The sequence below is a fragment of the Janthinobacterium sp. 17J80-10 genome, from assembly GCF_004114795.1.
In the GTDB taxonomy this organism is placed as follows: Bacteria; Pseudomonadota; Gammaproteobacteria; order Burkholderiales; family Burkholderiaceae_D; genus Paucimonas.
On sequence record NZ_CP035311.1, the window covers coordinates 2,718,394 to 2,741,419 of the forward strand.

The following is a 23,026-nucleotide window of genomic DNA, read 5'->3' on the forward strand; positions in this document are numbered from 1 at the left end:
GCGGACGCCAACGGGTATGCTGGGAAGAGGAGTATCTGTACTCAAGGGATTTCTGTAACAAAGGCTGAACGCAGCCGCCACGCCCGGAGGCGAAGCAGCCCTGCATTACGCCGGGATATCGGGGATCAATTGCATTTTCAGCAATGTGATATGGTCTTTCAATTGCAATTTTCGCTTTTTAAGGCGCCGCAATTGCAACTCTTCCGGACGTCCGTCACGCGACAGCATGTCGATCACGGAATCCAGATCGCGATGCTCGACTTCCAGCTCGATAATCCGGCGTTGAATGTCTTCCAAGGAGGTTTTGTTCATACTGTTGTTACTTTTAAGACAAAAACTTCACAATTATTCACAATCCTCTCCATCATGCTTGGCGCACGCGATGATTATTTCGTACTATATGTCATTGCCAATGTGCAGTGTAATCCACCCCGAGGTATGAGCCAATACAAGATTGAAGCAGGGACAGCCCAGCATATCGGCGACCGCTCCGAACAACAGGATCGGGCCGCGCTCTTTTCCGCGCCCAAGGCACCCGGTTACATGATGGCGGTGCTGGCCGATGGCATGGGCGGGCGCAGTGGCGGCGCCATGGCAGCGGAACAGGTGATTCGCACTGCCAAGCAGAATTTCGACCTCTTCTCGCCCCAGACCGAGACGGTCGAGGAAATGCTGAAGGTCATCGCCCATGAAGTCCATACGCTGATCAAACTGACCGGCTTCTCGGCTGAGAAACAACCGCACAGCACGATGGTGGTCCTGGTCATCACCCCTGAAAAATCCGCCATCTGGGCGCACGTGGGCGACTCGCGCCTGTATCGCTTCAACGGCCCGAATTTTGCCGAGCATACGATCGACCATTCTTACGTGGAACAAATGATCAGCAAGGGCAAGCTCACGCGCAGCGAAGCCAAGAACCACAAGCTCGCCAATATCCTGGTCAACGTCCTGGGCAGCTCAAGCACTGAACCGTTTGCCACCATCGGCCGCCATGACGGCCTGAAGTCCGGCGACTCTTTCCTCCTGTGCTCTGACGGCTTGTGGCATTACTTCAGCGATGCTGAACTCGGTGCTGCCCTGGCCATGAATTCGCCGCGCCAGGCATCCGAAATGCTGATCAAGAAAGCGCGGGAACGGGCCGCCGGAACGGTCGCGGACAATTGCACGCTTGTCATTGTCAAGCTGGTGACGCCACCGCAAGAGCAACGCAACTACACCGCCAGCAAGATGGGGCGCGCTATCTGATACGCCTGCCGCGCAGCGCCGCTAGCGCGCCGGAGCCGATGGCTTGACCGGTTCCGGTGCAGGTGCAGGCGCAGGCGCCGGTGCGGCAGCCTTGCCAACCTGCCTGGCTTGCTTTTCAGCCTTTTTGTCGGCGACTTTCTTTTTGCGCTCAGCCGCTTCCTTTTGCTTTTCTTCGTAAGCCGCGACATTTTTGACGCGTTGCTGCGCCTTGCCTGCATCTTCCGCACGCAAGCGTTGCAGTTTTTCTTCATGCTGCTGCACGCGATTGTCCGTCATTCCGGCGCGGGTCGCCTGATCGGCCTGCCGCTGCTGCTCCCGGCCGGCGCGTTCCTCGGCCTTGCGGGCAGCCTCTTTTTCATTATCCTGCTGCACTAGCTGGCGCTCCTGCGCCTCGCGCTCGGACTTGAGTCGCAATTCCTGCAATGCATGGTCGCGCTTGTCGACGCGCGCCTGGCGCAAAAATGCGTTGGCTTCCAGTTCGATCGGTCGCAGAACCGCCAGGCCGGCACGCTGTGCTTCCTTGGCCGAATTGATGCAGCTATTGGTAAAGAAGCGGTCATAGCAGTCATTGCGGGCAATGGCGAACTGCGCAGCCAGATTGGCGCGGGCGCTGTCGACATCGACCTGCGCCTGCCCGGCTGTCTCAACCGAATCAATCGAGCCCTGCGGATAGCGCGTGCGCATGTCTTCGACGCTGCGCGCTGCAGCCGAAGGCGTCGGCGCTGCGGCAGCCCGGGGCTGATCCGCAGCTTTGTCTTGCTGCGCAAGCGCAGGCTGCGCCAGGAACAGGTACAGCATCAGCACGCTCAAGGCGCGGGGAAATCCATTCACATCCATAGTCGATTACAGTCCTTGTGTCATGGCACGGGTGGCTCAGGCGATCGCATCGGCAATTTCGCGCCGGCTCGACTCCATGTACTCGCGCGACTGCATCTCGATGATGCGCGACACGGTACGGTGAAACTCGGTGGACAGCACGCCTTCGGTGTACAGCTCCTCGGGCGGCACTTCGGCCGACATCAACAGTTTGACCTTGCGGTCATAAAACACGTCGATCAGCCAGGTAAAGCGGCGCGCCTCGGACGCCATTGCCGCACTCATGCGCGGAATACCCGAGAGAATCACGGTATGGAAACGGCTGGCGATATCCAGGTAATCGTTCTGCGAACGCGGCGAGCCGCACATGGCGGCGAAATCGAACCAGATGACGCCCCCGGCGCGGCGCAGCGTATGTATCTCCCGCGCTTCCACGATAATGTGCGGGTCTTCGTCAGCGCACTCGGCAATCGCCGTAAAGGCATGACGCAAGGCACGGTCCGTCTCCGCGCCCAGCGGCGTCAGATAGCTTTGCACCTGCTCGAGCGAGCGCTTGCGGTAATCGTTGCCGGCATCGACATTCAGCACATCGAGCCTGGCCTTCAACAAGGCAATGGCCGGCAGTATGCGGTCGCGATGCAAGCCGTCAGGATACAGCGTGTCCGGTGCATAGTTGGAGGTCATGACGAAAGTGACGCCATTCTCGAACAGGGCCTTGAGCAGGTTGTACAGGATCATGGCGTCGGCGATGTCGGAGACATGGAATTCGTCGAAGCAGATCAAGCGGTACTTGCGCGCGATGCGGCGCGCGACTTCATCGAGCGGATTGGCCACGCCCTTCAGGTCGTCGAGCTGACGGTGCACGCCATGCATGAATTCATGGAAATGCACGCGCGTCTTGCGCACAACCGGCACCACCGAATAAAAGCTGTCCATCAAAAACGACTTGCCGCGCCCGACCCCGCCCCACATGTAGACGCCACGTGGCACGTCGGGGCGACGGATCATGCGCTTCAATTTACTTGAACGAATCGACTTGTACGCTTTCCACTCGTCATACGCCTGCTGCAGCCGCGCGACCGCCTGCAGCTGCGCCGGATCGGACGCGTAGCCGCGCTGCTGGAGCGCATGATCATAAAATTCCTGGACATTCATCGATTGTGCATTCATTACAAGGGGCTCATTTCCACTGTGACCCGTGGTGGATAACTGCCGCCGCCATTGCCCCCGATCGGCAGGCTGAAACCGACGTTGCCGCCGACGCGCCGGCCAAAGCTGCCCAGGCCAATGCCCACGCTGGTGCCGGAACTGGCATAGCCCGAAGGCCGGAACAGGAATTCTGAAGTGCGGTAACCGGTCTTGTTGCAGACTACGCGCAAATCGCCATTGACGCCGCCTGGGTCCACGGTCGCCGGCGTCACCACCTGCCAGGAGCCATTGCCATTACTGACAACGCAACTGGCGCCTGCCACGACTTGCTGGCGGCTGGTGGCTTCGATCGTGATGCCTTTTTCGCCGCCATCCAGACTCGCACAAGCGGCCAGTGCCAGAGGCAGTACAAGGACCAGATAACGCATGATAGCTCCTTTGCCCCACCCCTGGCGGAATGGGGGCACAAGCCCCCTTCCAGCTTGGAGATCAGGGCGCTTAAAAGTTCAGCGAACGCTTGTCGACTGCCAGCGCTGCTTCCTTGGTCGCTTCCGACAACGACGGATGGGCATGGCAGATGCGCGCGATGTCTTCCGCAGAGGCGCGGAATTCCATTGCCACGACCGCTTCCGCGATCAGTTCGGACGCCATCGGGCCGACAATGTGCACACCGAGGATCTCATCGGTCTTTGCATCGGCCAGGAACTTCACCATGCCGGAGGTATCGCCCAGGGCGCGTGCACGGCCATTGGCCAGGAACGGGAAAGTGCCGGCCTTGTAAGCCACGCCTTCCGCCTTCAGCTGCTGTTCGGTCTTGCCCACCCAGGCGATCTCGGGGGAAGTATAGATCACCCACGGAATCGTGTTGAAATTGACGTGACCATGCTGGCCGGCAATACGCTCGGCCACGGCAACGCCCTCTTCTTCCGCCTTGTGTGCCAGCATCGGGCCGCGCACGACGTCGCCCACGGCCCAGACGTTCGGCAGGCTGGTCTTGCAATCGCCGTCGACGGCAATGAAGCCGCGCTCGTCGAGCTTGAGGCCCACGCCTTCGGCATTCAGGCCGGTCGTGTTGGGCACGCGGCCAATCGAGATGATCAGCTTGTCGAAGACGGCCTTGTGTTCCTTGCCTGCAGCATCGGCGTACTCGACCGTCACATCCTTCTTGCCGGCGGTGATGGCGCCGATCTTCACGCCCAGGTTGACTTCCAGCCCCTGCTTGGCCAGCAGCTTTTGCGCTTCCTTGGCAATCTGCTCGTCGACCGCGCCGAGGAAGGTCGGCATGGCTTCCAGCACGGTGACTTCGGCGCCGACACGGCGCCAGACGCTGCCCATTTCGAGGCCGATGACGCCGGCGCCGATCACGCCCAGCTTCTTCGGCACGGCATCGATGGCCAGTGCACCGGTGTTGGAGAGGATCAGCTTTTCATCGAACGGCGCGCCAGGCAAGGCGCGCGGATTGGAACCGGTAGCGATGACGACATGCTTGCCGGTGATGGTTTCTTCGGCAGCGCCGGCAACCTTGACGCTGTAGACGCCGCCTTCGGCTTTTTCGAACGAGCCGCGGCCATGGAAGAAGGTGACCTTGTTCTTCTTGAACAGGTACAGGATGCCATCGTTGTTTTGCTTGACGACGTTATCCTTGCGGGCAATCATCTGCTTGAGGTTCAGGTTCAGGCCCTTGACCTCGATGCCATGCTCGGCAAAGCCGTGGCTGGCATGCTCGTAATGCTCGGACGATTGCAGCAGCGCCTTGGAGGGAATGCAGCCGACGTTGGTGCAGGTGCCGCCCGGCGCCGGGCCGCCCTTGTCGTTTTTCCACTCATCGATACAGGCCGTCTTGAAACCCAGCTGGGCGGCGCGGATTGCCGCAATGTAACCACCGGGACCGCCACCGATCACCACCACATCAAATTCTTTGGACATAGTCTTATTCCTTAAACGCAAAAAGGCACGCGGTGGCAGAGTTGCCAGCTAGCCGCGTGCCTCATATCGAGTCGATTACAGGTCCAGCAGCAGGCGCGCCGGATCTTCCATGGCTTCCTTCATCGCCACCAGGCCCAGCACAGCTTCGCGGCCGTCGATGATGCGATGGTCATACGACATCGCAAAGTAGTTCATCGGACGGATCACGATCTGGCCGTTCTCGACCACGGCGCGCTCCTTGGTGGCATGAATGCCGAGGATTGCCGATTGCGGCGGGTTGATGATCGGGGTCGACAGCATCGAGCCGAACACGCCGCCGTTGGAAATCGAGAATGTGCCGCCGGACAGGTCATCCAGGGTCAGCTTGCCATCCTTGGCCTTGACGCCGAATTCGCCGATTTTCTTTTCGATCTCGGCGATCGACATCTGATCGACATTGCGCAGCACCGGCACGACCAGGCCGCGCGGCGAACCGACGGCGACGCCGATATCGAAGTAGCCGTGGTAGACGATGTCATTGCCATCGACCGAAGCGTTCAGGATCGGATATTTTTTCAGTGCGGCGACGGCCGCCTTGACGAAGAAGGACATGAAGCCCAGCTTGACGCCGTGTTCCTTCTCGAACTTGTCCTTGTACTTGTTGCGCAGGTCCATGACCGGCTGCATGTTGACTTCGTTGAAGGTCGTCAGGATCGCGTTGGTGGCTTGCGATTGCAGCAGGCGCTCGGCCACGCGGGCACGCAGGCGGCTCATCGGCACGCGCTCTTCCGGACGGTCGCCCAGGTCCAGGCTGACCGGTGCGGCAACTTGCTGCAGGGCCGGCTTGGCGGCAGCGGCAGGCGCAGCCGGTGCGGCAGGCTTGGCAAGGGCGCCGAGGACGTCACCCTTGGTGACGCGGCCGTCCTTGCCGGTACCGGCAACCTGGGCGGTCGTCATGTTGTTATCGGCCAGGATCTTGGCAGCGGCCGGCATGGCGATGCCGGCGGCGGACGGCGCGGCGGCAGCAGCGGCCGGTGCGGCAGCAGGAGCAGGAGCAGCAGCTGCAGGCGCGCCCGCCGAGGCGGTGGCTTCGGTGTCGATGGTGGCGATCAGTTGACCAGCAACGACGGTCGAACCGTCACCCTGGATGATCTGGGTAATGACACCGGCTTCCGGCGCCGGCAATTCCAGCACGACCTTGTCGGTTTCGATATCGATCAGGTTTTCGTCGCGGGCAACTGCCTCGCCGACTTTTTTGTGCCACTGCAGCAGGGTTGCTTCAGCAACGGATTCCGACAGCTGCGGAACTTTCACTTCAATGATAGCCATGTAACTCTCCGTTTCGGGTTGTTCAAACGGCGCACCAGTTTCTGATGCGCCGCCGAGGTGTTATTTAGTCAGGACGAAGCCCTTGAGTTTCGAAAAAGCCTGGTCGAGCAAGGCTTTCTGTTGCGCATAGTGCTTGTCGTAGTAACCGACGGCCGGCGAAGCGCTGGCCGGGCGGCCTGCATACGCGAGCTTCTGGCCTTCGTCCAGGTTCTCGAAAATATTGTGCTGGATCTGGAACCAGGCGCCCTGGTTTTGCGGCTCGTCCTGCGCCCACACCAGCTCGGCCATGTTCGGGAATTTTTTCAGTTCCGCGGCAAATGCCTTGTGCGGGAACGGATACAGCTGTTCGATACGCACGATGGCCGTATCGTTCTGACCGCGTTCCTTGCGGGAATTGACCAGGTCGTAATACACCTTGCCGGAACAGGCGATGACGCGCTTGACCTTCTTGGCATCGATGCTGCCATCGACTTCGCCGATCACGGTCTGGAAGCTGCCCTTGGCCAGATCGGACAGCGGCGAACCGGCATCCTTGTTGCGCAACAGCGACTTCGGCGTCAGGATGACCAGCGGCTTCCTGAACAGGCGGATCATCTGGCGACGCAGCAGGTGGAAAATCTGTGCCGAGGTGCTGGGCTGCACGACCTGCATGTTATTGTCAGCGCACAGTTGCAGGAAGCGTTCCGGACGCGCCGACGAGTGCTCGGGGCCCTGGCCTTCATAGCCGTGCGGCAGCATCATCACGAGACCCGAAGCGCGGCCCCACTTGACTTCGCCGGAGCTGATGAACTGGTCGATGACCACTTGCGCGCCGTTGACGAAGTCGCCGAACTGCGCTTCCCAGATCGTCAGGGTATTCGGCTCGGCCGAGGAATAACCATACTCGAAACCGAGCACGGCCTCTTCCGACAGCACCGAGTCGATCACCAGGAAACGCGCCTGGTTGTCGGAAATGTTTTGCAGCGGGATATAGCTGCCCGCATCCCACTTTTCGCGGTTCTGATCGTGCAGGACCGCATGGCGGTGGGTGAAGGTGCCGCGGCCGGCATCCTGGCCGGTCAGGCGGATTGCATAACCGGACGACACCAGCGAAGCGAAGGCCAGGTGCTCGCCCATGCCCCAGTCGAGGTTGAGTTCGCCCTTGCCCATTGCGGAGCGGTCGCCCAGCACTTTTTCCACCAGCGGATGCAGCTTGAAGCCTTCCGGCACGGTCGTGATGCGGCTTGCCAGGCGTTGCAGTTCCACCACCGGCACGGCGGTGTCGGCGGCATCGGTCCACTTGCGGTTCAGGAACGGCATCCAGTCAACCGCAAACTGACTCTTGTAGTTGGTGATGACAGGATCGACAGTGTGCTTGCCGGCATCCATCGCCGCACGGTAGGCGGCGACCATGCCATCCGGGCCGTCGGCAGCGATCGTGCCCTGGGCGATCAGCTTGTCGGCATACACCTTGCGGGTGCCCGGATGCTTGCCGATCTTCTTGTACATCAGCGGCTGGGTCAGCGCCGGCGTATCGGATTCGTTGTGACCGAGCTTGCGGAAGCAGACGATATCGACCACGACATCCTTCTGGAATTCCATGCGGAAGTCCAGTGCGATCTGGGTTGCCAGGATCACGGCTTCCGGATCGTCGCCATTGACGTGCAGTACCGGCGCCTCGATCATCTTGACCACGTCCGAGCAGTAGGTCGTCGAACGGGTGTCACGCGGATCGGAAGTGGTAAAGCCGATCTGGTTGTTGATCACGATATGCAGCGTGCCGCCGGTACCGTAGCCACGGGTTTGCGCCAGATTCAGCGTTTCCATAACCACGCCCTGGCCGGCAAATGCGGCATCGCCGTGCACCAGGATCGGCAGGACTTGCGCGCCCTTCTTGTCGCCGCGACGCACCATGCGCGCCTTGGCCGAACCTTCGACCACGGGATTGACGATTTCCAGGTGCGAGGGGTTGAAGGCCAGCGACAGGTGGACCGGGCCGCCAGGGGTGGTGACGTCGGACGAAAAGCCCTGGTGATACTTGACGTCGCCGGCCGGCAGGTCTTCGACGGCGGTGTGTTCGAATTCGGAGAACAGGTCCTTGGGCGCCTTGCCCAGGGTATTGACCAGCACGTTCAGGCGGCCGCGGTGGGCCATGCCGATGACGATTTCCTGCACGCCCTTGGAACCTGCGCGCTGGATGGCTTCATCCATCGAAGCGATGAAGCTTTCACCGCCTTCGACCGAAAAGCGCTTCTGGCCGACATACTTGGTGTGCAAATAACGCTCGAGACCTTCGGCAGCCGTCAGGCGCTCAAGGATGCTCTTTTTCTTTTCCGCGGAGAAATTCGGTGTGGAGCGGCACGATTCCAGGCGTTCCTGCAGCCAGCGCTTCTGTGCCGGATCGCTGATGTACATGAATTCAGCACCGATCGAACGGCAGTAGGTATCGCGCAGGGCATTGACCAGGTCGCGCAGCGACGCGGTTTCAGTGCCGAAATAGGTATTGCTGACATTGAACACGGTGTCCATGTCGGCGTCGGTGAAGCCGTAAAAGCTGGGCTCCAGTTCCTGGATTGCCGGACGCTCCTGGCGCTGCAGCGGATCGAGGTTGGCCCAGCGGGTGCCGAGAAAACGGTAGGCGGCAATCAACTGGGTAGCGCCAACGCGCTTGCGGCCCATTTCGGCATCGGCCGAAGCGGTCACGGTACGGATCGGTCCCTGCTTGGCGCGCTCGGCAAACGAGGCAATGACAGGCGCATGGGCGACATCGGAGCGGTCCGAGCCATCAACGGCCGGCACATGCTGCATCGCATCAAAATAGGCGCGCCAGTTATCCGGGACGGAACCGGGATTGAGAAGATACGCCTCGTACAGTTCTTCAATGTACGGCGCGTTACCTCCAAACAAATATGAGTTGGAACGGTACTGCTGCATCATACTGCTCACCTTTCTTCGCGCTTCGCGAGATTAGCGGGTTAAATTAACCTTCCGCGACACGGCCTGACCGGTTAGCGGATTGCACATCAAGTTGTGGGGGAAGGGCTTTGTGACCTGTTTTACAGAATTCCGAATTGGCAGAGCATAACATAAAGCCGCCCGATTGTTTGCCCCCTGCCCTTGCCTGCCGCACATAAAAAAAGCGGACCGAAGTCCGCTTTTTCATATGCCATTCAGGCCCAATCAGCCGCGCTTGGCGATAGGCTGCACTTCGCGGGTCGGCGAACCGACGAACAACTGGCGCGGACGGCCGATCTTTTGCTCAGGGTCGGAAATCATTTCGTTCCACTGGGCGATCCAGCCGACGGTACGGGCCATGGCGAAGATGCCGGTGAACAGCGAGACCGGGATGCCCAGCGCGCGCTGCACGATACCCGAGTAGAAGTCGACGTTCGGGTACAGCTTGCGGGAAACGAAGTATTCGTCTTCCAGGGCGATCTTTTCCAGCGCCATGGCCAGCTTGAACAACGGGTCGTCGTGCAGGCCGAGTTCGTTCAGCACTTCGTAGCAGGTTTCACGCATCAGCTTGGCGCGCGGGTCGTAGTTCTTGTAGACGCGGTGACCGAAGCCCATCAGCTTGACGCCGGAATTCTTGTCCTTGACCTTGGCGATGAATTCGCCGATGCGCTCGACACCGCCCTGCTGCTGGATATCTTCCAGCATCTGCAGCGCAGCTTCGTTGGCGCCGCCGTGGGCAGGACCCCACAGGCAGGCGATACCGGCAGCGATACAGGCGAACGGGTTGGCGCCGGAGGAGCCAGCCAGGCGCACGGTCGAGGTCGAAGCATTCTGTTCGTGGTCGGCGTGCAGGATCAGGATACGGTCCAGGGCGCGCACCAGCACGTCATTGACCTTGTAGTCCTCGCACGGATTGGAGAACATCATGCGCATGAAGTTGGCGCTGTACGACAGGTCGTTACGCGGATAGACGAACGGCTGGCCGACCGAATACTTGTATGCCATGGCGACCAGGGTCGGCAGCTTGGCGATCAGGCGGATGGCCGACACTTCGCGGTGATGCGCGTCGGAGATATCCAGCGAGTCATGGTAGAACGACGACAGCGCGCCGACAGTACCGACCAGCACCGACATCGGGTGCGCGTCGCGGCGGAAGCCGCGGAAGAAGAATTGCATCTGCTCGTGCACCATCGTGTGGTTGGTGACGGTGCCGACGAACTTGTCTTTCTGCGCCTGGTTCGGCAGTTCGCCGTTCAGCAGCAGGTAGCAGGTTTCCAGGAAGTCGCAGTTGACAGCCAGTTGCTCGATCGGATAGCCGCGATACAGCAACTCGCCCTTGTCGCCATCGATGTAGGTGATCGAGGAATTACATGCCGCAGTCGACATGAAGCCCGGATCGTAGGTGAATTTGCCGGTCGCGCCATACAGCTTGCGAATGTCGATAACATCCGGACCAACAGTGCCCTTATAGATAGGCATTTCCAGCGAGGGGGATCCGTCGGAAAACGACAGCGTGGCTTTAATATCAGAGTTGGTCATGGCTCTTCCTTCAATTCACCTGGGGGGTGAGTCGGTTGTTAAAATAAGAAACGAAACAGCAAATACTACGTTGATCAGGCTGCGCGCAGCCTGGCCAGCAACGCGTGGACATGAGGCAAATCGACTTCGCCGTCAGCTTCCTTGCGCGACATGAGCAATTCCATCAATTCATTGTCCGCCAGCTCCATCAACCGCGAAAACGCGTCCACCTCTTCATCCGTCAGGGTGGCTTCATGCGCATCCAGAAAACGCGTGATGATCAGGTCGTTTTCCAGCAGACCGCGGCGCGCGCGCCAGCGCAGGCGCGCACGTTTGATCGGGTCGGATTGATGTGTGTCGGACATGGAATCGATATTTCGTTGATTGCCTTAAGCAGCGCGGCGAACCATCAGTTCCTTGATCTTGCCAATCGCCTTGGTCGGGTTCAGGCCCTTCGGGCAGACGTCGACGCAATTCATGATCGAGTGGCAGCGGAACAGACGATACGGATCTTCCAGGTTATCCAGGCGCGCGCCGGTCGCTTCGTCGCGGCTGTCGGCGATGAAGCGGTAGGCTTGCAAGAGGCCGGCCGGGCCGACGAACTTGTCCGGGTTCCACCAGAACGACGGGCAGGAAGTCGAACAGCAGGCGCACAGGATGCACTCGTACAGGCCGTCGAGCTCTTCGCGCTCGGCAGGCGACTGCAGGCGCTCCTTCTCGGGCGGAATGGTTTCGTTGATCAGGTACGGCTTGATCGAGTGGTACTGCTTGAAGAACTGGGTCATGTCGACGATGAGGTCGCGGATGACCGGCAGGCCCGGCAGCGGACGCAGCACGATCGGCTCGGTCAGTTCGTTCAGGTTGGTGGTGCAGGCCAGGCCGTTCTTGCCATTGATGTTCATGGCGTCGGAGCCGCAAACGCCTTCACGGCAGGACCGGCGCAGGGCCAGCGAATCGTCGACGTCAGACTTGATGCGCTGCAGCGCGTCCAGCAGCATCTTGTCGGTATCCTTCAGCTCAACCGTCAGGTCTTGCATGTAAGGCTTGCTATCCTTGTCCGGATCGTAGCGATAGATTTGAAATTTCAGAGTACGTGCCATAATCTTTTTCCTTAGAACGTGCGAGCCTTGGGCTTGAAGGTTTCCACCGTCAGCGGCTTGGTGACGACCGGCTTGTAATCCAGGCGGTTGCCTTCCGAGTACCACAGGGTATGCTTCATCCAGTTCTCGTCGTCGCGCTTTTCATAGTCGCGATGGGCGTGGGCGCCGCGCGACTCCTTGCGGGCCGCAGCCGACACGATGGTGGCCTTGGCGGTCTCGATCAGGTTGTCGAGTTCCAGGGCTTCCATGCGCGCGGTGTTGAACACCTTCGACTTGTCCTTGAACGACACGTGCTTGCGACGCTCGTCGAGCTTCATGATTTCCACCACGCCGGCCTGCAGCAGATCGTCGGTGCGGAACACGCCGCAGTACTTTTGCATGGTCGAGCGGATATCGTTGGCGACATCCTGCACGCGCTCGCCGCCGGTGCTGGTTTCCAGGCGGTTCAGGCGCGACAGCGCGAAGTCGGCAGCGTCGGCCGGCAGCGGCTTGTGGCTCTTGGCCTTGAGGTTGCTTGCAACAACGTGGTTGCCGGCAGCACGGCCGAACACCACCAGGTCGAGCAGCGAGTTGGTGCCCAGGCGGTTCGCGCCATGCACCGAGACGCAGGCGCATTCGCCGATGGCGTACATGCCGTTGACGATTTCGCTGGAGCCGTTCTTGGGCGCAACCACCTGACCATAGATATTGGTCGGGATACCGCCCATCTGATAGTGAATGGTCGGCACGACAGGAATCGGTTCCTTGGTGGCGTCGACGTTGGCGAACTTGTGGCCGATTTCCAGGATCGACGGCAGGCGCTTCTGGATGGTGTCGGCGCCGATATGGCGCAGATCCAGCAGCACGTGGTCCTTGTTCGGACCGCAGCCGCGGCCTTCCTTGATTTCCTGGTCCATCGAGCGCGACACGAAGTCACGCGGCGCCAGGTCTTTCAGGGTCGGCGCATAACGCTCCATGAAGCGTTCGCCATTGGCGTTGAGCAGGATGCCGCCCTCGCCGCGCACGCCTTCGGTAATCAGCACGCCCGCGCCGGCCACGCCGGTGGGGTGGAACTGCCAGAACTCCATGTCTTCCAGCGGCAGGCCGGCGCGCGCCGCCATGCCCATGCCGTCACCGGTGTTGATGAAGGCATTGGTGGATGCAGCGAAGATACGGCCGGCGCCGCCGGTCGCAAAGATCGTGGTCTTGGCTTCGAGAATCATGACGTCGCCGGTTTCCAGCTCCAGCGCCACCACGCCGACGATATCGCCGTCGACGTCGCGGATCACATCGATGGCCATCCATTCGACGAAGAAGTGGGTCTTGGCGCGCACGTTACGCTGGTACAGCGTGTGCAGCAGCGCATGGCCGGTACGGTCGGCAGCGGCGCAGGCGCGCTGGACAGGCTTCTCGCCGAAGTTGGCGGTGTGGCCGCCGAACGGACGCTGGTAAATGGTGCCGTCGGCATTGCGGTCGAACGGCATGCCGAAGTGTTCGAGTTCGTACACGACCTTCGGCGCCTCGCGGCACATGAATTCGATCGCATCCTGGTCGCCCAGGTAGTCGCCGCCCTTGACGGTGTCGAACATGTGCCAGAACCAGCTGTCCTCGGCCATATTGCCCAGCGAAGCGCCGATACCGCCTTGAGCGGCAACCGTGTGCGAGCGGGTCGGGAACACCTTGGAAAGCACGGCGACGTTCAGGCCGGCTTCGGCCAGCTGCAGCGAAGCGCGCATGCCGGAACCGCCTGCGCCGATGATGACGGCGTCGAAACGGCGGGTTGGAATGGTGGATTTAGTTGCTGCCACGGTTAAGCTCTCCAGATAATCTGCGCCGCCCAACCGGCACAACCAATCAGCCACGCAATTGTGGCAACTTGTAACACGAGTCGCAATGCGACCGACTTGGTGCAATAATCCATCCAGATATTGCGCATGCCGACCCACGCGTGATACAGCAGCGCCAGGAAGGTCACGAAGGTCGCAAGGCGGAACCACTGATGTGCGAACAGGCCAGCCCAGCCTTCGTAGCTGAAGTTGGTGCCCGACAGGAAGGAGACCAGGATGATGACGGTATAGACGGCCATGATGATGGCAGTCACGCGTTGCGCCATCCAGTCGCGCAGGCCATAGTGCGCACCGACAACCAGGCGCCGCGGTCCGATATTATTGTTTGCCATTTTTTAGAACACTCCGAACAGTTTCAATGCGACCAGCAGGGCCAGCGGCAGGCTGACAGCCAGCACAGCGGCGGCGGACTTGCGGCCGGCTTCCTTGTTGACGCCAACGTGGAAGTCCATCAGGAGGTGACGGATGCCGGCACAGAAGTGATGCAGGTATGCCCAGGACAGGGCCAGGATCAGGACCTTGACGAACCAGTGCGAGGCGAAGCCACGCAGGTAGTCGAAGGAGATCTCCGACGTCAGGCTAAGATCAAGCAGGTACAGCACGAAGGGCAGCAGCAAGAACATCAATGCGCCGCTGCCGCGGTGCAGGATCGATACCTTTGCCGCCAGCGGCAATCGGTAACTCAGCGCCTGGGCAAAGGTCATCGGACCAAATTGCCGTCGATTGTTTTTTTCCGGTTCAGACATTTCAAGACCTCTCACTTGTAACAATTCCGTAATTTTCGCTTATTTTTGCGAAGCTCACCAACCTGTTATTGTAGCTCGCCAGCAATAAAATTTCTCACCCAACCTTAGCTCAACTCGTTTTGATAGTGGTGCGTATCGGTCAGATAAAGGCAGCGCCGCACTTCCACCGGCTTGTCGCCATAGGTAAACGAGACCCGCTCCACGCTCAGCAAAGGCTTGCCCGGCGCGACATCCAGCACCTGGGCTGCATGTTCGTCGGCACACACGGCGCGCAATTGCTCGCTGGCGCGGATCATGCGCGTGCCAAATTCCGTTTCAAACAGGCCGTACATCGGCCCCTTGTATTCAACCAGGCGCTCCGCGGTCAAGCCCTTGAACAGCACGCCCGGCAACCATAACTCTTCCAGGATGGTTGGCACACCGTCAAATGACTGGACGCGCTTGATAAAAATCATTGGATCGCCGGTCTTAACCTCCAGCAGGCGCGCGACTTCGGCCGGCGCGCGCAGGCGCTTGACTTCGATGACACGATTTTCGGCGCTATGCGGCTCACCCACATCAGGCATCAGGCGCAAAAAGCGGAATTGCGCGCGCACCTCGTGATGGGTGGCGACGAAGGTACCCTTGCCCTGGCGGCGCACCACCAGGTTTTCCGCCGCCAGTTCGTCGATTGCCTTGCGTACCGTACCCTGGCTCACCTTGAAGCGGCTGGCCAGTTCGACCTCGCTGGGAATGAGCTCGCCCGGCTTCCATTCGCCGGATTGCAGGCTTTGCGTGATCAGCGCCTTGATTTGCTGATAGAGCGGACTGAAGGTGGGGGAAGTAGCGGAAACAGTCGATCCCGCCCCTGTGCCAGGCGCACCGCCATTGCTCAAGTTGGAAAGGACTGAATTCATGCCCTCGATTTCACCACAATTCACCCTTTTCCGTCTAGCAAAAAATGCTACTGATATGTCTTATATAAGATATAAGATAGTCATTGACAGCGTGTAACGCACAGCCTACACTCGCGTGAAATATTTTTCCTGGCACAAGTACAGCAGCAAGTTAAGCAGCGGTTTCTCCCCGGTTTTTCCCGCCTGGCGGGGATGAACAGGCTGACTTGGCTGGCTTTCGGCAGTATCATTGCCAGGTTTTAGTTTTAACATCGCATTCCTTTCATCACCAACTTTGGAGAGTCAACATGGCTAAAGCCCCCATGCGTGTCGCCGTCACCGGCGCCGCCGGCCAAATCGGTTATTCCCTGCTGTTCCGTATCGCCAATGGCGACCTGCTCGGCAAAGACCAGCCGGTCATCCTGCAATTGCTCGAGATCCCTGACGAAAAAGCACAGAAGGCGCTCAAGGGCGTGATGATGGAAATCGACGATTGCGCATTCCCGCTGCTGGCCGGCATGAGCGCGCACAGCGATCCGCTGACCGCATTCAAGGATATCGACGTCGCCCTGCTGGTCGGCGCACGTCCGCGTGGCCCTGGCATGGAACGCAAGGACCTGCTGGAAGCCAACGCCCAGATCTTCACCGTGCAAGGCAAGGCGCTGGACGCCGTCGCTTCGCGCAACGTTAAGGTCCTGGTGGTCGGCAATCCGGCCAACACCAATGCCTACATCGCCATGAAGTCGGCGCCGAACCTGCCGGCCAAGAATTTCACCGCAATGCTGCGCCTGGACCACAACCGCGCGCTGTCGCAAGTCGCTGCCAAGATCGGCAAGCCGGTTTCCGCCATCGAAAAGCTGTGCGTCTGGGGCAACCACTCGCCGACCATGTACGCCGACTACCGTTTCGCCACGGCTGATGGCCAATCCGTCAAGGACCTGATCAACGACCAGGTCTGGAACAAGGACGTGTTCCTGCCGACCGTCGGCAAGCGCGGCGCCGCCATCATCGAAGCCCGCGGCCTGTCCTCGGCTGCTTCGGCTGCCAACGCTGCCATCGACCACGTGCGCGACTGGGTCCTGGGCACCAACGGCAAGTGGACCACCATGGGCATCCCGTCGGACGGCTCCTACGGCATCCCCGAAGGCACCATGTTCGGCTTCCCGGTCACCACTGAAAACGGTGAATACAAGATCGTCCAGGGCCTGGAAATCGACGCATTCTCGCAAGAGCGCATCGACCTGACCCTGAAAGAACTGACCGAAGAGCGCGAAGGCGTCAAGCACCTGGTCGGCTAAACCGGCGCAGGTTGTCAAGCGGCCGGGCGGAGCGCTGTTGCGCATCGCCCGGCCGCGTTACAATCGACTTCAAATAACATTACCGCCACGCTGCACATGCATCCTTCCGAAGTCTTATTCCAGGACAAGCACAAGCCGGTCACACTGCCGGTCTGCGATCATTACGCCGGCTCTGAAAAGCTGATGCGCAAATCGCTTGCCCTGCAACAAGAAATTGGCCCCCTGTTCGATATCACCTTCGATTGCGAAGACGGCGCCGCTGCCGGCAATGAAAAAGTCCATGCGCAACTGGTCGGCGCGCTGATCGCTTCCGAGGACAACCGTTTTGGCCGCGTCGGCGCCCGCGTGCACGATCCCGCCAGCGATTTTTTCGAGCAGGACGTCACGCTGATTTGCGAAGCCGCTGCCGAACGCCTGGCCTACCTGATGGTACCCAAGGCGGCAAACCTCAAGGACCTCAAGCGCGCCCTCACCGTCATCGACAAGATCGCCCGTGCCCATGGCCGCAGCAAGCTGCCGGTACACGTGCTGATCGAGACGCACGGCGCCCTGGCAGACGCCAACGCCATCGCCGCCCTGCCCCAGGTCGAATCGCTTTCCTTCGGCATCATGGATTTCGTCTCGGCGCACTATGGCGCGATCCCCGGCAATGCCATGCGCAGCCCCGGGCAATTCACCCATCCGCTGGTACTGCGCGCCAAGCTCGAGATCGCCGCGGCCTGCCATGCGCATGGCAAGGTGCCCTCGCATAACGTCACCACCGAAATCAAGGATAGCTCGCTGGTCGCCAGCGACGCCACCCGCGCCGCGGCCGAATGCGGCTATACCCGCATGTGGAGCATCCACCCGGACCAGATCAAGCCCATCATCAAGGCAATGGCGCCGCGCAGCTCGGAAGTGCATGAAGCCGCACAAATCCTGATCGAAGCGCAAGGCGCCCATTGGGGGCCCATCCAGCACCACGGCAAGCTGCATGACCGCGCCAGCTACCGTTATTACTGGACCATCCTGCAACGCGCAAAACTCGGCGGCATGCCATTACCCGAAGCGGCAGCCGCACTACTATAAATCGGGAAAACACCTTATCGCATCAGGGACATACCACCGCACACTCCAGGAGACCCAGGCATGAAGAAATTCCTATCGATATTGATCGCAGCAAGCATCGGGCTGGCAATGTCGCCAGCCTCGGCGGAAACCGCCGCCCCCGCGCCGAAAAAGGCAGTCAAGAAGGCTGAGAAAAAGCCTGCCAAGAAAACCTCCAAAAAAGCCGCCAAGGAAGAAGAGGCCGAAGCCGATATCACCGGCTCGGTCGTCACCGAATATGATTGCGCCGAAGGCCACAAGATCACCGTGTACCGCAATCCCGGCAATCCTGACAATGTCGCCCTGCGCTGGGACAAGAAGATCAGCGCCATGACCCGTGTTGAGACCGAGAGCGGCGCCGAACGCCTGGAGCACAAAAAGCGCGGCCTGTTATTTATCGGCATCCCGGCCAAGGCCATGCTGCTCGATACCAAGCACGGCCGCCAGCTCGCCAACGAATGCAAATCGGCGGAACAGGCGGCAGCAGGCTGAGCATTATTACTGGTAAAGTTGCCAATAAAAAATATAATGCAGTAAATTTTTGTGCGAAGTAAAAAACCCGTTTGCTTTGTCTTGTCATATCTAAGGAGAGGCTATGTCCCGCAACACTCTGAACACGCTCAAGGAATTCCCGATCTCGGGTTCCAAGAAAGGTCAGTTCTATTCGCTGCCTGCGCTGGGTAAAAAACTTGGCGTGGATATCTCGCGTCTGCCGGTATCGATCCGTATCGTGCTGGAATCGGTGCTGCGCAACTGCGACGGCAAAAAAGTGACCGAAGAGCATGTTCGCCAGCTCGCGGGCTGGGCACCGACCGCTGCCCGCACCGATGAAATCCCCTTCGTCGTGGCCCGCGTGGTGTTGCAGGACTTTACCGGCGTGCCGCTGCTGGCCGACCTGGCCGCCATGCGTGGCGTCGCCTCCAAGAATGGCAAGAACCCGAAGAACATCGAGCCGCTGGTGCCGGTGGACCTGGTCGTCGACCACTCCGTGCAGATCGACCACTTCCGCGAAAAGAAAGCCCTCGACCTGAACATGAAACTGGAATTCCAGCGCAACAACGAGCGCTACCAGTTCATGAAGTGGGGCATGCAGGCATTCGACACCTTCGGCGTCGTGCCCCCGGGCTTCGGCATCGTCCACCAGGTCAACCTGGAATACCTGGCACGCGGCGTGCACAAGAAAGAAAAAGTCTACTACCCGGATACCCTGGTCGGCACTGACTCGCACACCACCATGATCAACGGTATCGGCGTGGTCGGCTGGGGCGTGGGCGGCATCGAAGCCGAAGCCGGCATGCTGGGCCAGCCGGTGTACTTCCTGACCCCGGACGTGATCGGCGTAAACCTGACCGGCATCCTGCGCGAAGGCGTCACCGCCACCGACCTGGTGCTGACCATCACCGAAATGCTGCGTAAAGAGAAGGTCGTCGGCAAGTTTGTCGAATTCTTCGGCGAAGGCACCGAGACGCTGTCGCTGACCGACCGCGCCACCATCGCCAACATGGCCCCGGAATACGGCGCCACCATGGGCTTCTTCCCGGTCGACGACGCTACCATCGACTACTTCAAGGGCACCGGCCGCACCAAGGCGGAAATCGACGCCTTCGAAGGCTACTTCAAGGCCCAGAAGCTGTTCGGCGTGCCGAAATCGGGCGAAATCGACTACACCCACGTGGTCGCCCTGGATCTCGGCTCGGTCGCGCCTTCGCTGGCCGGCCCGAAGCGCCCGCAAGACCGCATCGAAATCGGCAACGTCAAGGCAACCTTCGCCGACCTGTTTTCCAAGCCAACCTCGGAAAACGGTTTCAACAAGAAGGCCGAAGACCTGGAAGCCCAGTACGAAACCACCAATGGCGTCAAGGTCAAGAGCGGTGACGTGCTGATCGCCGCCATCACTTCCTGCACCAACACCTCGAACCCGAGCGTGCTGCTGGCCGCTGGCCTCCTGGCCAAGAAAGCCGTGGAAGCCGGCCTGAAGGTTGCGCCGCACATCAAGACTTCGCTGGCCCCCGGCTCGCGCGTCGTCACCAAGTACCTGGAAGCGGCTGGCCTCTTGCCGTACCTGGAAAAACTCGGCTTCGGCGTCACTGCCTACGGCTGCACCACCTGTATCGGCAACGCCGGCGACCTGACCCCGGAACTGAACGAAGCCATCGTCAAGAACGACATCGTGGCCTCCGCCGTGCTGTCGGGCAACCGTAACTTCGAAGCCCGTATTCACCCGAACATCCGTTCGAACTTCCTGGCTTCGCCGCCGCTGGTCGTGGCCTACGCCATTGCCGGCAACATGACCCGCGACCTGATGACCGAGCCGGTTGGCCGCGTCAAGGGCAAGGACATCTTCCTGGGCGACATCTGGCCGACTTCGCAGGAAATCGCCAAGCTGATGAAGTTCGCGCTGAACTCCAAGACCTTCAAGGAGAACTACGCCGACGTCAAGGGCAAGCCGGGCAAGCTGTGGGAAGACATCAAGGGCGTCGCCAATGGCCAGGTCTACAACTGGCCGGCCTCGACCTACATCGCTGAGCCGCCGTTCTTTGCCGACTTCGAAATGGAACCGAAAGCTGCCGCCACCGGCATCCAGGGCGCGCGCGCGCTGGGCGTCTTCGGCGACTCGATCACCACCGACCACATTTCGCCGGCCGGCTCGATCAAGGACACCAGCCCGGCAGGCAAGTGGCTGCTGGCCAATGGCGTGCAGAAGGCCGACTTCAACTCCTACGGCTCGCGCCGCGGCAACCATGAAGTCATGATGCGCGGCACTTTCGCCAACGTGCGCATCAAGAACCTGATGATCCCGGCCAAGGCCGACGGTTCGCGCGTCGAAGGCGGCATCACGATTCACCAGCCGACCGGCCGCGAACTGTCGATCTATGACGCCGCGATGGAATACGTCGATGCCGGCGTGCCGACCATGATTTTCGGCGGCGAAGAGTACGGTACCGGCTCGTCGCGCGACTGGGCGGCCAAGGGCACCCAGCTGCTGGGCGTGAAGGCTGTCGTGGCCCGCTCCTTCGAGCGTATCCACCGCTCCAACCTGGTGGGCATGGGCGTGTTGCCGCTGCAGTTCCTGGGCAACGACAGCGTGCAAACGCTGGGCATCACCGGCGACGAGACCTTCGACCTGAAGGGCATCGAGTCGGAAATCAAGCCGCAGCAGCAAGTCACCCTGGTGATCAACCGTGCCGACGGCAAGAAGCAGGAAGTCAAGGTCCTGCTGCGCATCGACACCCCGATCGAAGTGGACTACTACAAGCACGGCGGCATTCTTCCGTTCGTCCTGCGCCAGCTGCTCGCAGCCTAAGCACATCAGCACCGCGCCGGCGTCCAGGATGCCGGCGCATCAAAAACGGGGTCGGCATTGCCGGCCCCGTTTTCTTTTGGCATTGGGCCACATCCGCTTGCGAAAATCGCTACAATGCTGTTCGACCCGTTTTCCAAAGATTCCACCATGCGCCGCTCGTTCAAGGGGCCTTCCGCCCGCCTTTCCGCCGACAGCCAACGCCTGATCACGCTGTGCAAGGCGCTGATCCAGGCTTCCAGCCGGGTCGAGGAGCGCGCCTGGGAGCGCGAACTCGATGCGCTGCTGCACAAGGCGCTTCGCCTGGGCCACCAGGCCGACATCGATGCGGCGCTGGACCAGTTGTTCAAGACCCGCTCGGAAGCCTATGACGTGCTGATGGATGGCGTCGAGGCTGGCAGCGAATCCTGCGTGATCGAGCACGATGGCAAGCAATACCAGGCCTTGCTGATTGCCGCGCCCATCCTTGCCTGGACCCGATTTGCCATTGCCTCCGGACCATTTTCGCAAGACATGCTGCTGACCCTGGCGGCACAGCTGCAGGCGCACGTGCTTGCCGCCGACACGCAGCTGACCATGGCGCCGCTGCTGTATTCGATCGACCAGCTCCCCAAGACCCATGCCGACACGTTCGCCATGACCCAGCGCATGGCGCAGGCGGCGCTCGGCAAGACGCCCTTGCGCGCGCCGACCACCGTGCCGGAAACCGCGCCCTTCCTGGCTGACACCCGCTACCTGTTGGCCACCGTGGTGGCGCCGCTGGGCGCGCCGCTGTTCCGCTGGCAGGAAGCCGTCAATCCGGCTGAACGCTCGGCCGCGCTTTCGCAATGGCAGGCCCAAGGCAAGCCAAGCATCGAGCGTCTGTTGCCCGGCTGCGGCGTCGAACTCCTGCTGCCGGACGCCTACTTCATGTCCTGCCGGGCTGCCGACAAGGCCATCCGTCCAGCTTCCGTGAAGGCGGCGGTGCATTACCTGACCCATACCCTGAATATCGGCCCGGAAGAGTTAAGCGCCGTGATCGGCGGCTTTGCCGACCCGGCGGGCGACGGCCGCATCGACGAATACCGGGTCAGCTACGTGCTGCGCCCGGGCCTGGAAGTCATTTACGGCCTGGTGTGGCCGCTGTACGGCGAAGAAGAGGCGCAGGACGAGATGCCTGACCTGGCAGGCGCCGGCACCGAGGAGGCGCAGACGCCCCTGCAGGAAATCACCGCGCTTTTACGCGAGTCCGGCGTCGTGCACATCAAGCGCCATGAAGAAGTCTTTCCGATGGATTTTTGCGACGATTGCGGCGCCCCGCTCTACTGCGACCTGGAAGGCGAACTGGTGCATGCCGAAATGCCGGAAGACCCGGCGCAGCCGCCTGCCCACCTGCATTGAACATGCCTTAATTGAACCGGTATTTCAGTTGCATCGCCACCGCGCCGCTGACCTTGGCCGGAATGCTGGGAATATAGACAAAGTTGGCGCCGACACGCTCCCCCTCGAGCGCGAGCACGGGCAAGATGACGGGGAAATAACCGCCGTTGCGCATGTCCTTATAGCCATTGGCGACCCCGGCAATGGCGCCCAGCTTGAATGACTTGTACGATAGCGGCATCCAGGCGCCGCCAAAATAGCGCGTATCGGCGTTGACGGAATTGCGGTAGGCACCCAGGACCAGGTATCTGTTGCGGTCAACCTGGTACTCCACGCCATAACCGAAATTGTCCTGGTTTAACGCAGTGGCATTGTCAAAATGCTGCGAGACGCCGCCAACATTGATCCACAGCTGCTCGGACTTTTTTTTCAGGGGGGCGGCACTCCACCGTTCGGCGGCTATCGCGGGCTGCACGGCAGCAGCGATCAGTAACGGCAGCAGCAAGCGTCGCGTCATGGGGTTTTCCGATTCGAGATTG

The 23,026-nt window shown here is 60.6% G+C and carries 21 protein-coding genes; 6 read left to right on the forward strand and 15 right to left on the reverse strand.

What is annotated here, in order from left to right:
* Positions 1 to 105 precede the first annotated feature (105 nt).
* Complete coding sequence (locus EKL02_RS12160; protein WP_128902299.1) at positions 106 to 312, reverse strand: DUF465 domain-containing protein; 207 nt, start codon at positions 310 to 312, stop codon at positions 106 to 108.
* A gap of 126 nt (positions 313 to 438) precedes the next feature.
* Here EKL02_RS12160 and EKL02_RS12165 point away from each other — a divergent pair, with 126 nt between their 5' ends.
* The gene (locus EKL02_RS12165; RefSeq protein WP_128902300.1) at positions 439 to 1,245 is read left to right on the forward strand and encodes a protein phosphatase 2C domain-containing protein; all 807 of its coding nucleotides are present in this window, start codon (positions 439 to 441) and stop codon (positions 1,243 to 1,245) included.
* Between the two features lie 21 nt (positions 1,246 to 1,266).
* Here the strand turns inward: EKL02_RS12165 and EKL02_RS12170 are convergent, their stop codons facing one another.
* The 13 genes from EKL02_RS12170 to EKL02_RS12230 all read right to left on the reverse strand — a co-directional run bounded on the left by EKL02_RS12170 (position 1,267) and on the right by EKL02_RS12230 (position 15,464).
* Complete coding sequence (locus EKL02_RS12170) at positions 1,267 to 2,076, reverse strand: hypothetical protein (RefSeq protein ID WP_128902301.1); 810 nt, start codon at positions 2,074 to 2,076, stop codon at positions 1,267 to 1,269.
* Positions 2,077 to 2,118: 42 nt separating this feature from the next.
* The gene (gene zapE, locus EKL02_RS12175; RefSeq protein WP_128903484.1) at positions 2,119 to 3,216 is read right to left on the reverse strand and encodes a cell division protein ZapE; all 1,098 of its coding nucleotides are present in this window, start codon (positions 3,214 to 3,216) and stop codon (positions 2,119 to 2,121) included.
* Positions 3,217 to 3,230: 14 nt separating this feature from the next.
* Positions 3,231 to 3,638 (reverse strand): hypothetical protein, encoded by a 408-nt coding sequence (locus EKL02_RS12180; protein ID WP_128902302.1) that lies wholly within the window; start codon positions 3,636 to 3,638, stop codon positions 3,231 to 3,233.
* 70 nt (positions 3,639 to 3,708) lie between these two features.
* Entirely contained in the window at positions 3,709 to 5,136 is a 1,428-nt protein-coding gene (lpdA, locus tag EKL02_RS12185) for a dihydrolipoyl dehydrogenase (RefSeq protein WP_128902303.1), read from the reverse strand.
* 75 nt (positions 5,137 to 5,211) lie between these two features.
* Positions 5,212 to 6,444, reverse strand: a complete 1,233-nt coding sequence (gene odhB / locus EKL02_RS12190) for a 2-oxoglutarate dehydrogenase complex dihydrolipoyllysine-residue succinyltransferase (protein ID WP_128902304.1) — start codon at positions 6,442 to 6,444, stop codon at positions 5,212 to 5,214.
* Positions 6,445 to 6,504: 60 nt separating this feature from the next.
* The gene (locus tag EKL02_RS12195; RefSeq protein ID WP_128902305.1) at positions 6,505 to 9,360 is read right to left on the reverse strand and encodes a 2-oxoglutarate dehydrogenase E1 component; all 2,856 of its coding nucleotides are present in this window, start codon (positions 9,358 to 9,360) and stop codon (positions 6,505 to 6,507) included.
* Between the two features lie 243 nt (positions 9,361 to 9,603).
* Complete coding sequence (gltA, locus tag EKL02_RS12200) at positions 9,604 to 10,917, reverse strand: citrate synthase (protein WP_128902306.1); 1,314 nt, start codon at positions 10,915 to 10,917, stop codon at positions 9,604 to 9,606.
* A gap of 74 nt (positions 10,918 to 10,991) precedes the next feature.
* A complete protein-coding gene (locus EKL02_RS12205) occupies positions 10,992 to 11,261 on the reverse strand; it encodes a succinate dehydrogenase assembly factor 2 (protein ID WP_128902307.1) in 270 nt (89 codons plus the stop codon).
* Between the two features lie 24 nt (positions 11,262 to 11,285).
* Positions 11,286 to 11,996, reverse strand: a complete 711-nt coding sequence (locus EKL02_RS12210) for a succinate dehydrogenase iron-sulfur subunit (RefSeq protein WP_128902308.1) — start codon at positions 11,994 to 11,996, stop codon at positions 11,286 to 11,288.
* A gap of 11 nt (positions 11,997 to 12,007) precedes the next feature.
* Positions 12,008 to 13,783, reverse strand: a complete 1,776-nt coding sequence (gene sdhA / locus EKL02_RS12215; protein ID WP_128902309.1) for a succinate dehydrogenase flavoprotein subunit — start codon at positions 13,781 to 13,783, stop codon at positions 12,008 to 12,010.
* 2 nt (positions 13,784 to 13,785) lie between these two features.
* Complete coding sequence (gene sdhD, locus EKL02_RS12220) at positions 13,786 to 14,154, reverse strand: succinate dehydrogenase, hydrophobic membrane anchor protein (RefSeq protein WP_128902310.1); 369 nt, start codon at positions 14,152 to 14,154, stop codon at positions 13,786 to 13,788.
* 3 nt (positions 14,155 to 14,157) lie between these two features.
* On the reverse strand, positions 14,158 to 14,526 hold the full coding sequence (gene sdhC, locus EKL02_RS12225) for a succinate dehydrogenase, cytochrome b556 subunit (RefSeq protein ID WP_241687873.1): 369 nt from the start codon (positions 14,524 to 14,526) through the stop codon (positions 14,158 to 14,160).
* A gap of 146 nt (positions 14,527 to 14,672) precedes the next feature.
* Entirely contained in the window at positions 14,673 to 15,464 is a 792-nt protein-coding gene (locus tag EKL02_RS12230; protein ID WP_128902312.1) for a GntR family transcriptional regulator, read from the reverse strand.
* 287 nt (positions 15,465 to 15,751) lie between these two features.
* On the opposite strand from EKL02_RS12230, the gene EKL02_RS12235 reads away from it, so the two are divergent.
* The 5 genes from EKL02_RS12235 (at position 15,752) to EKL02_RS12255 (ending at position 22,508) form a co-directional block, all read left to right on the forward strand.
* Complete coding sequence (locus tag EKL02_RS12235; RefSeq protein ID WP_128902313.1) at positions 15,752 to 16,741, forward strand: malate dehydrogenase; 990 nt, start codon at positions 15,752 to 15,754, stop codon at positions 16,739 to 16,741.
* Positions 16,742 to 16,837: 96 nt separating this feature from the next.
* The gene (locus EKL02_RS12240) at positions 16,838 to 17,809 is read left to right on the forward strand and encodes an aldolase/citrate lyase family protein (RefSeq protein ID WP_128902314.1); all 972 of its coding nucleotides are present in this window, start codon (positions 16,838 to 16,840) and stop codon (positions 17,807 to 17,809) included.
* A gap of 60 nt (positions 17,810 to 17,869) precedes the next feature.
* Positions 17,870 to 18,319, forward strand: a complete 450-nt coding sequence (locus EKL02_RS12245; protein ID WP_128902315.1) for a hypothetical protein — start codon at positions 17,870 to 17,872, stop codon at positions 18,317 to 18,319.
* Positions 18,320 to 18,422: 103 nt separating this feature from the next.
* On the forward strand, positions 18,423 to 21,131 hold the full coding sequence (gene acnA, locus EKL02_RS12250) for an aconitate hydratase AcnA (RefSeq protein ID WP_128902316.1): 2,709 nt from the start codon (positions 18,423 to 18,425) through the stop codon (positions 21,129 to 21,131).
* Positions 21,132 to 21,245: 114 nt separating this feature from the next.
* A complete protein-coding gene (locus EKL02_RS12255; RefSeq protein WP_347232084.1) occupies positions 21,246 to 22,508 on the forward strand; it encodes a DUF2863 family protein in 1,263 nt (420 codons plus the stop codon).
* A 7-nt stretch (positions 22,509 to 22,515) separates the two neighbouring features.
* Here EKL02_RS12255 and EKL02_RS12260 read toward each other — a convergent pair whose 3' ends face one another.
* A complete protein-coding gene (locus tag EKL02_RS12260; RefSeq protein WP_128902317.1) occupies positions 22,516 to 23,004 on the reverse strand; it encodes a hypothetical protein in 489 nt (162 codons plus the stop codon).
* Positions 23,005 to 23,026 lie beyond the last annotated feature (22 nt).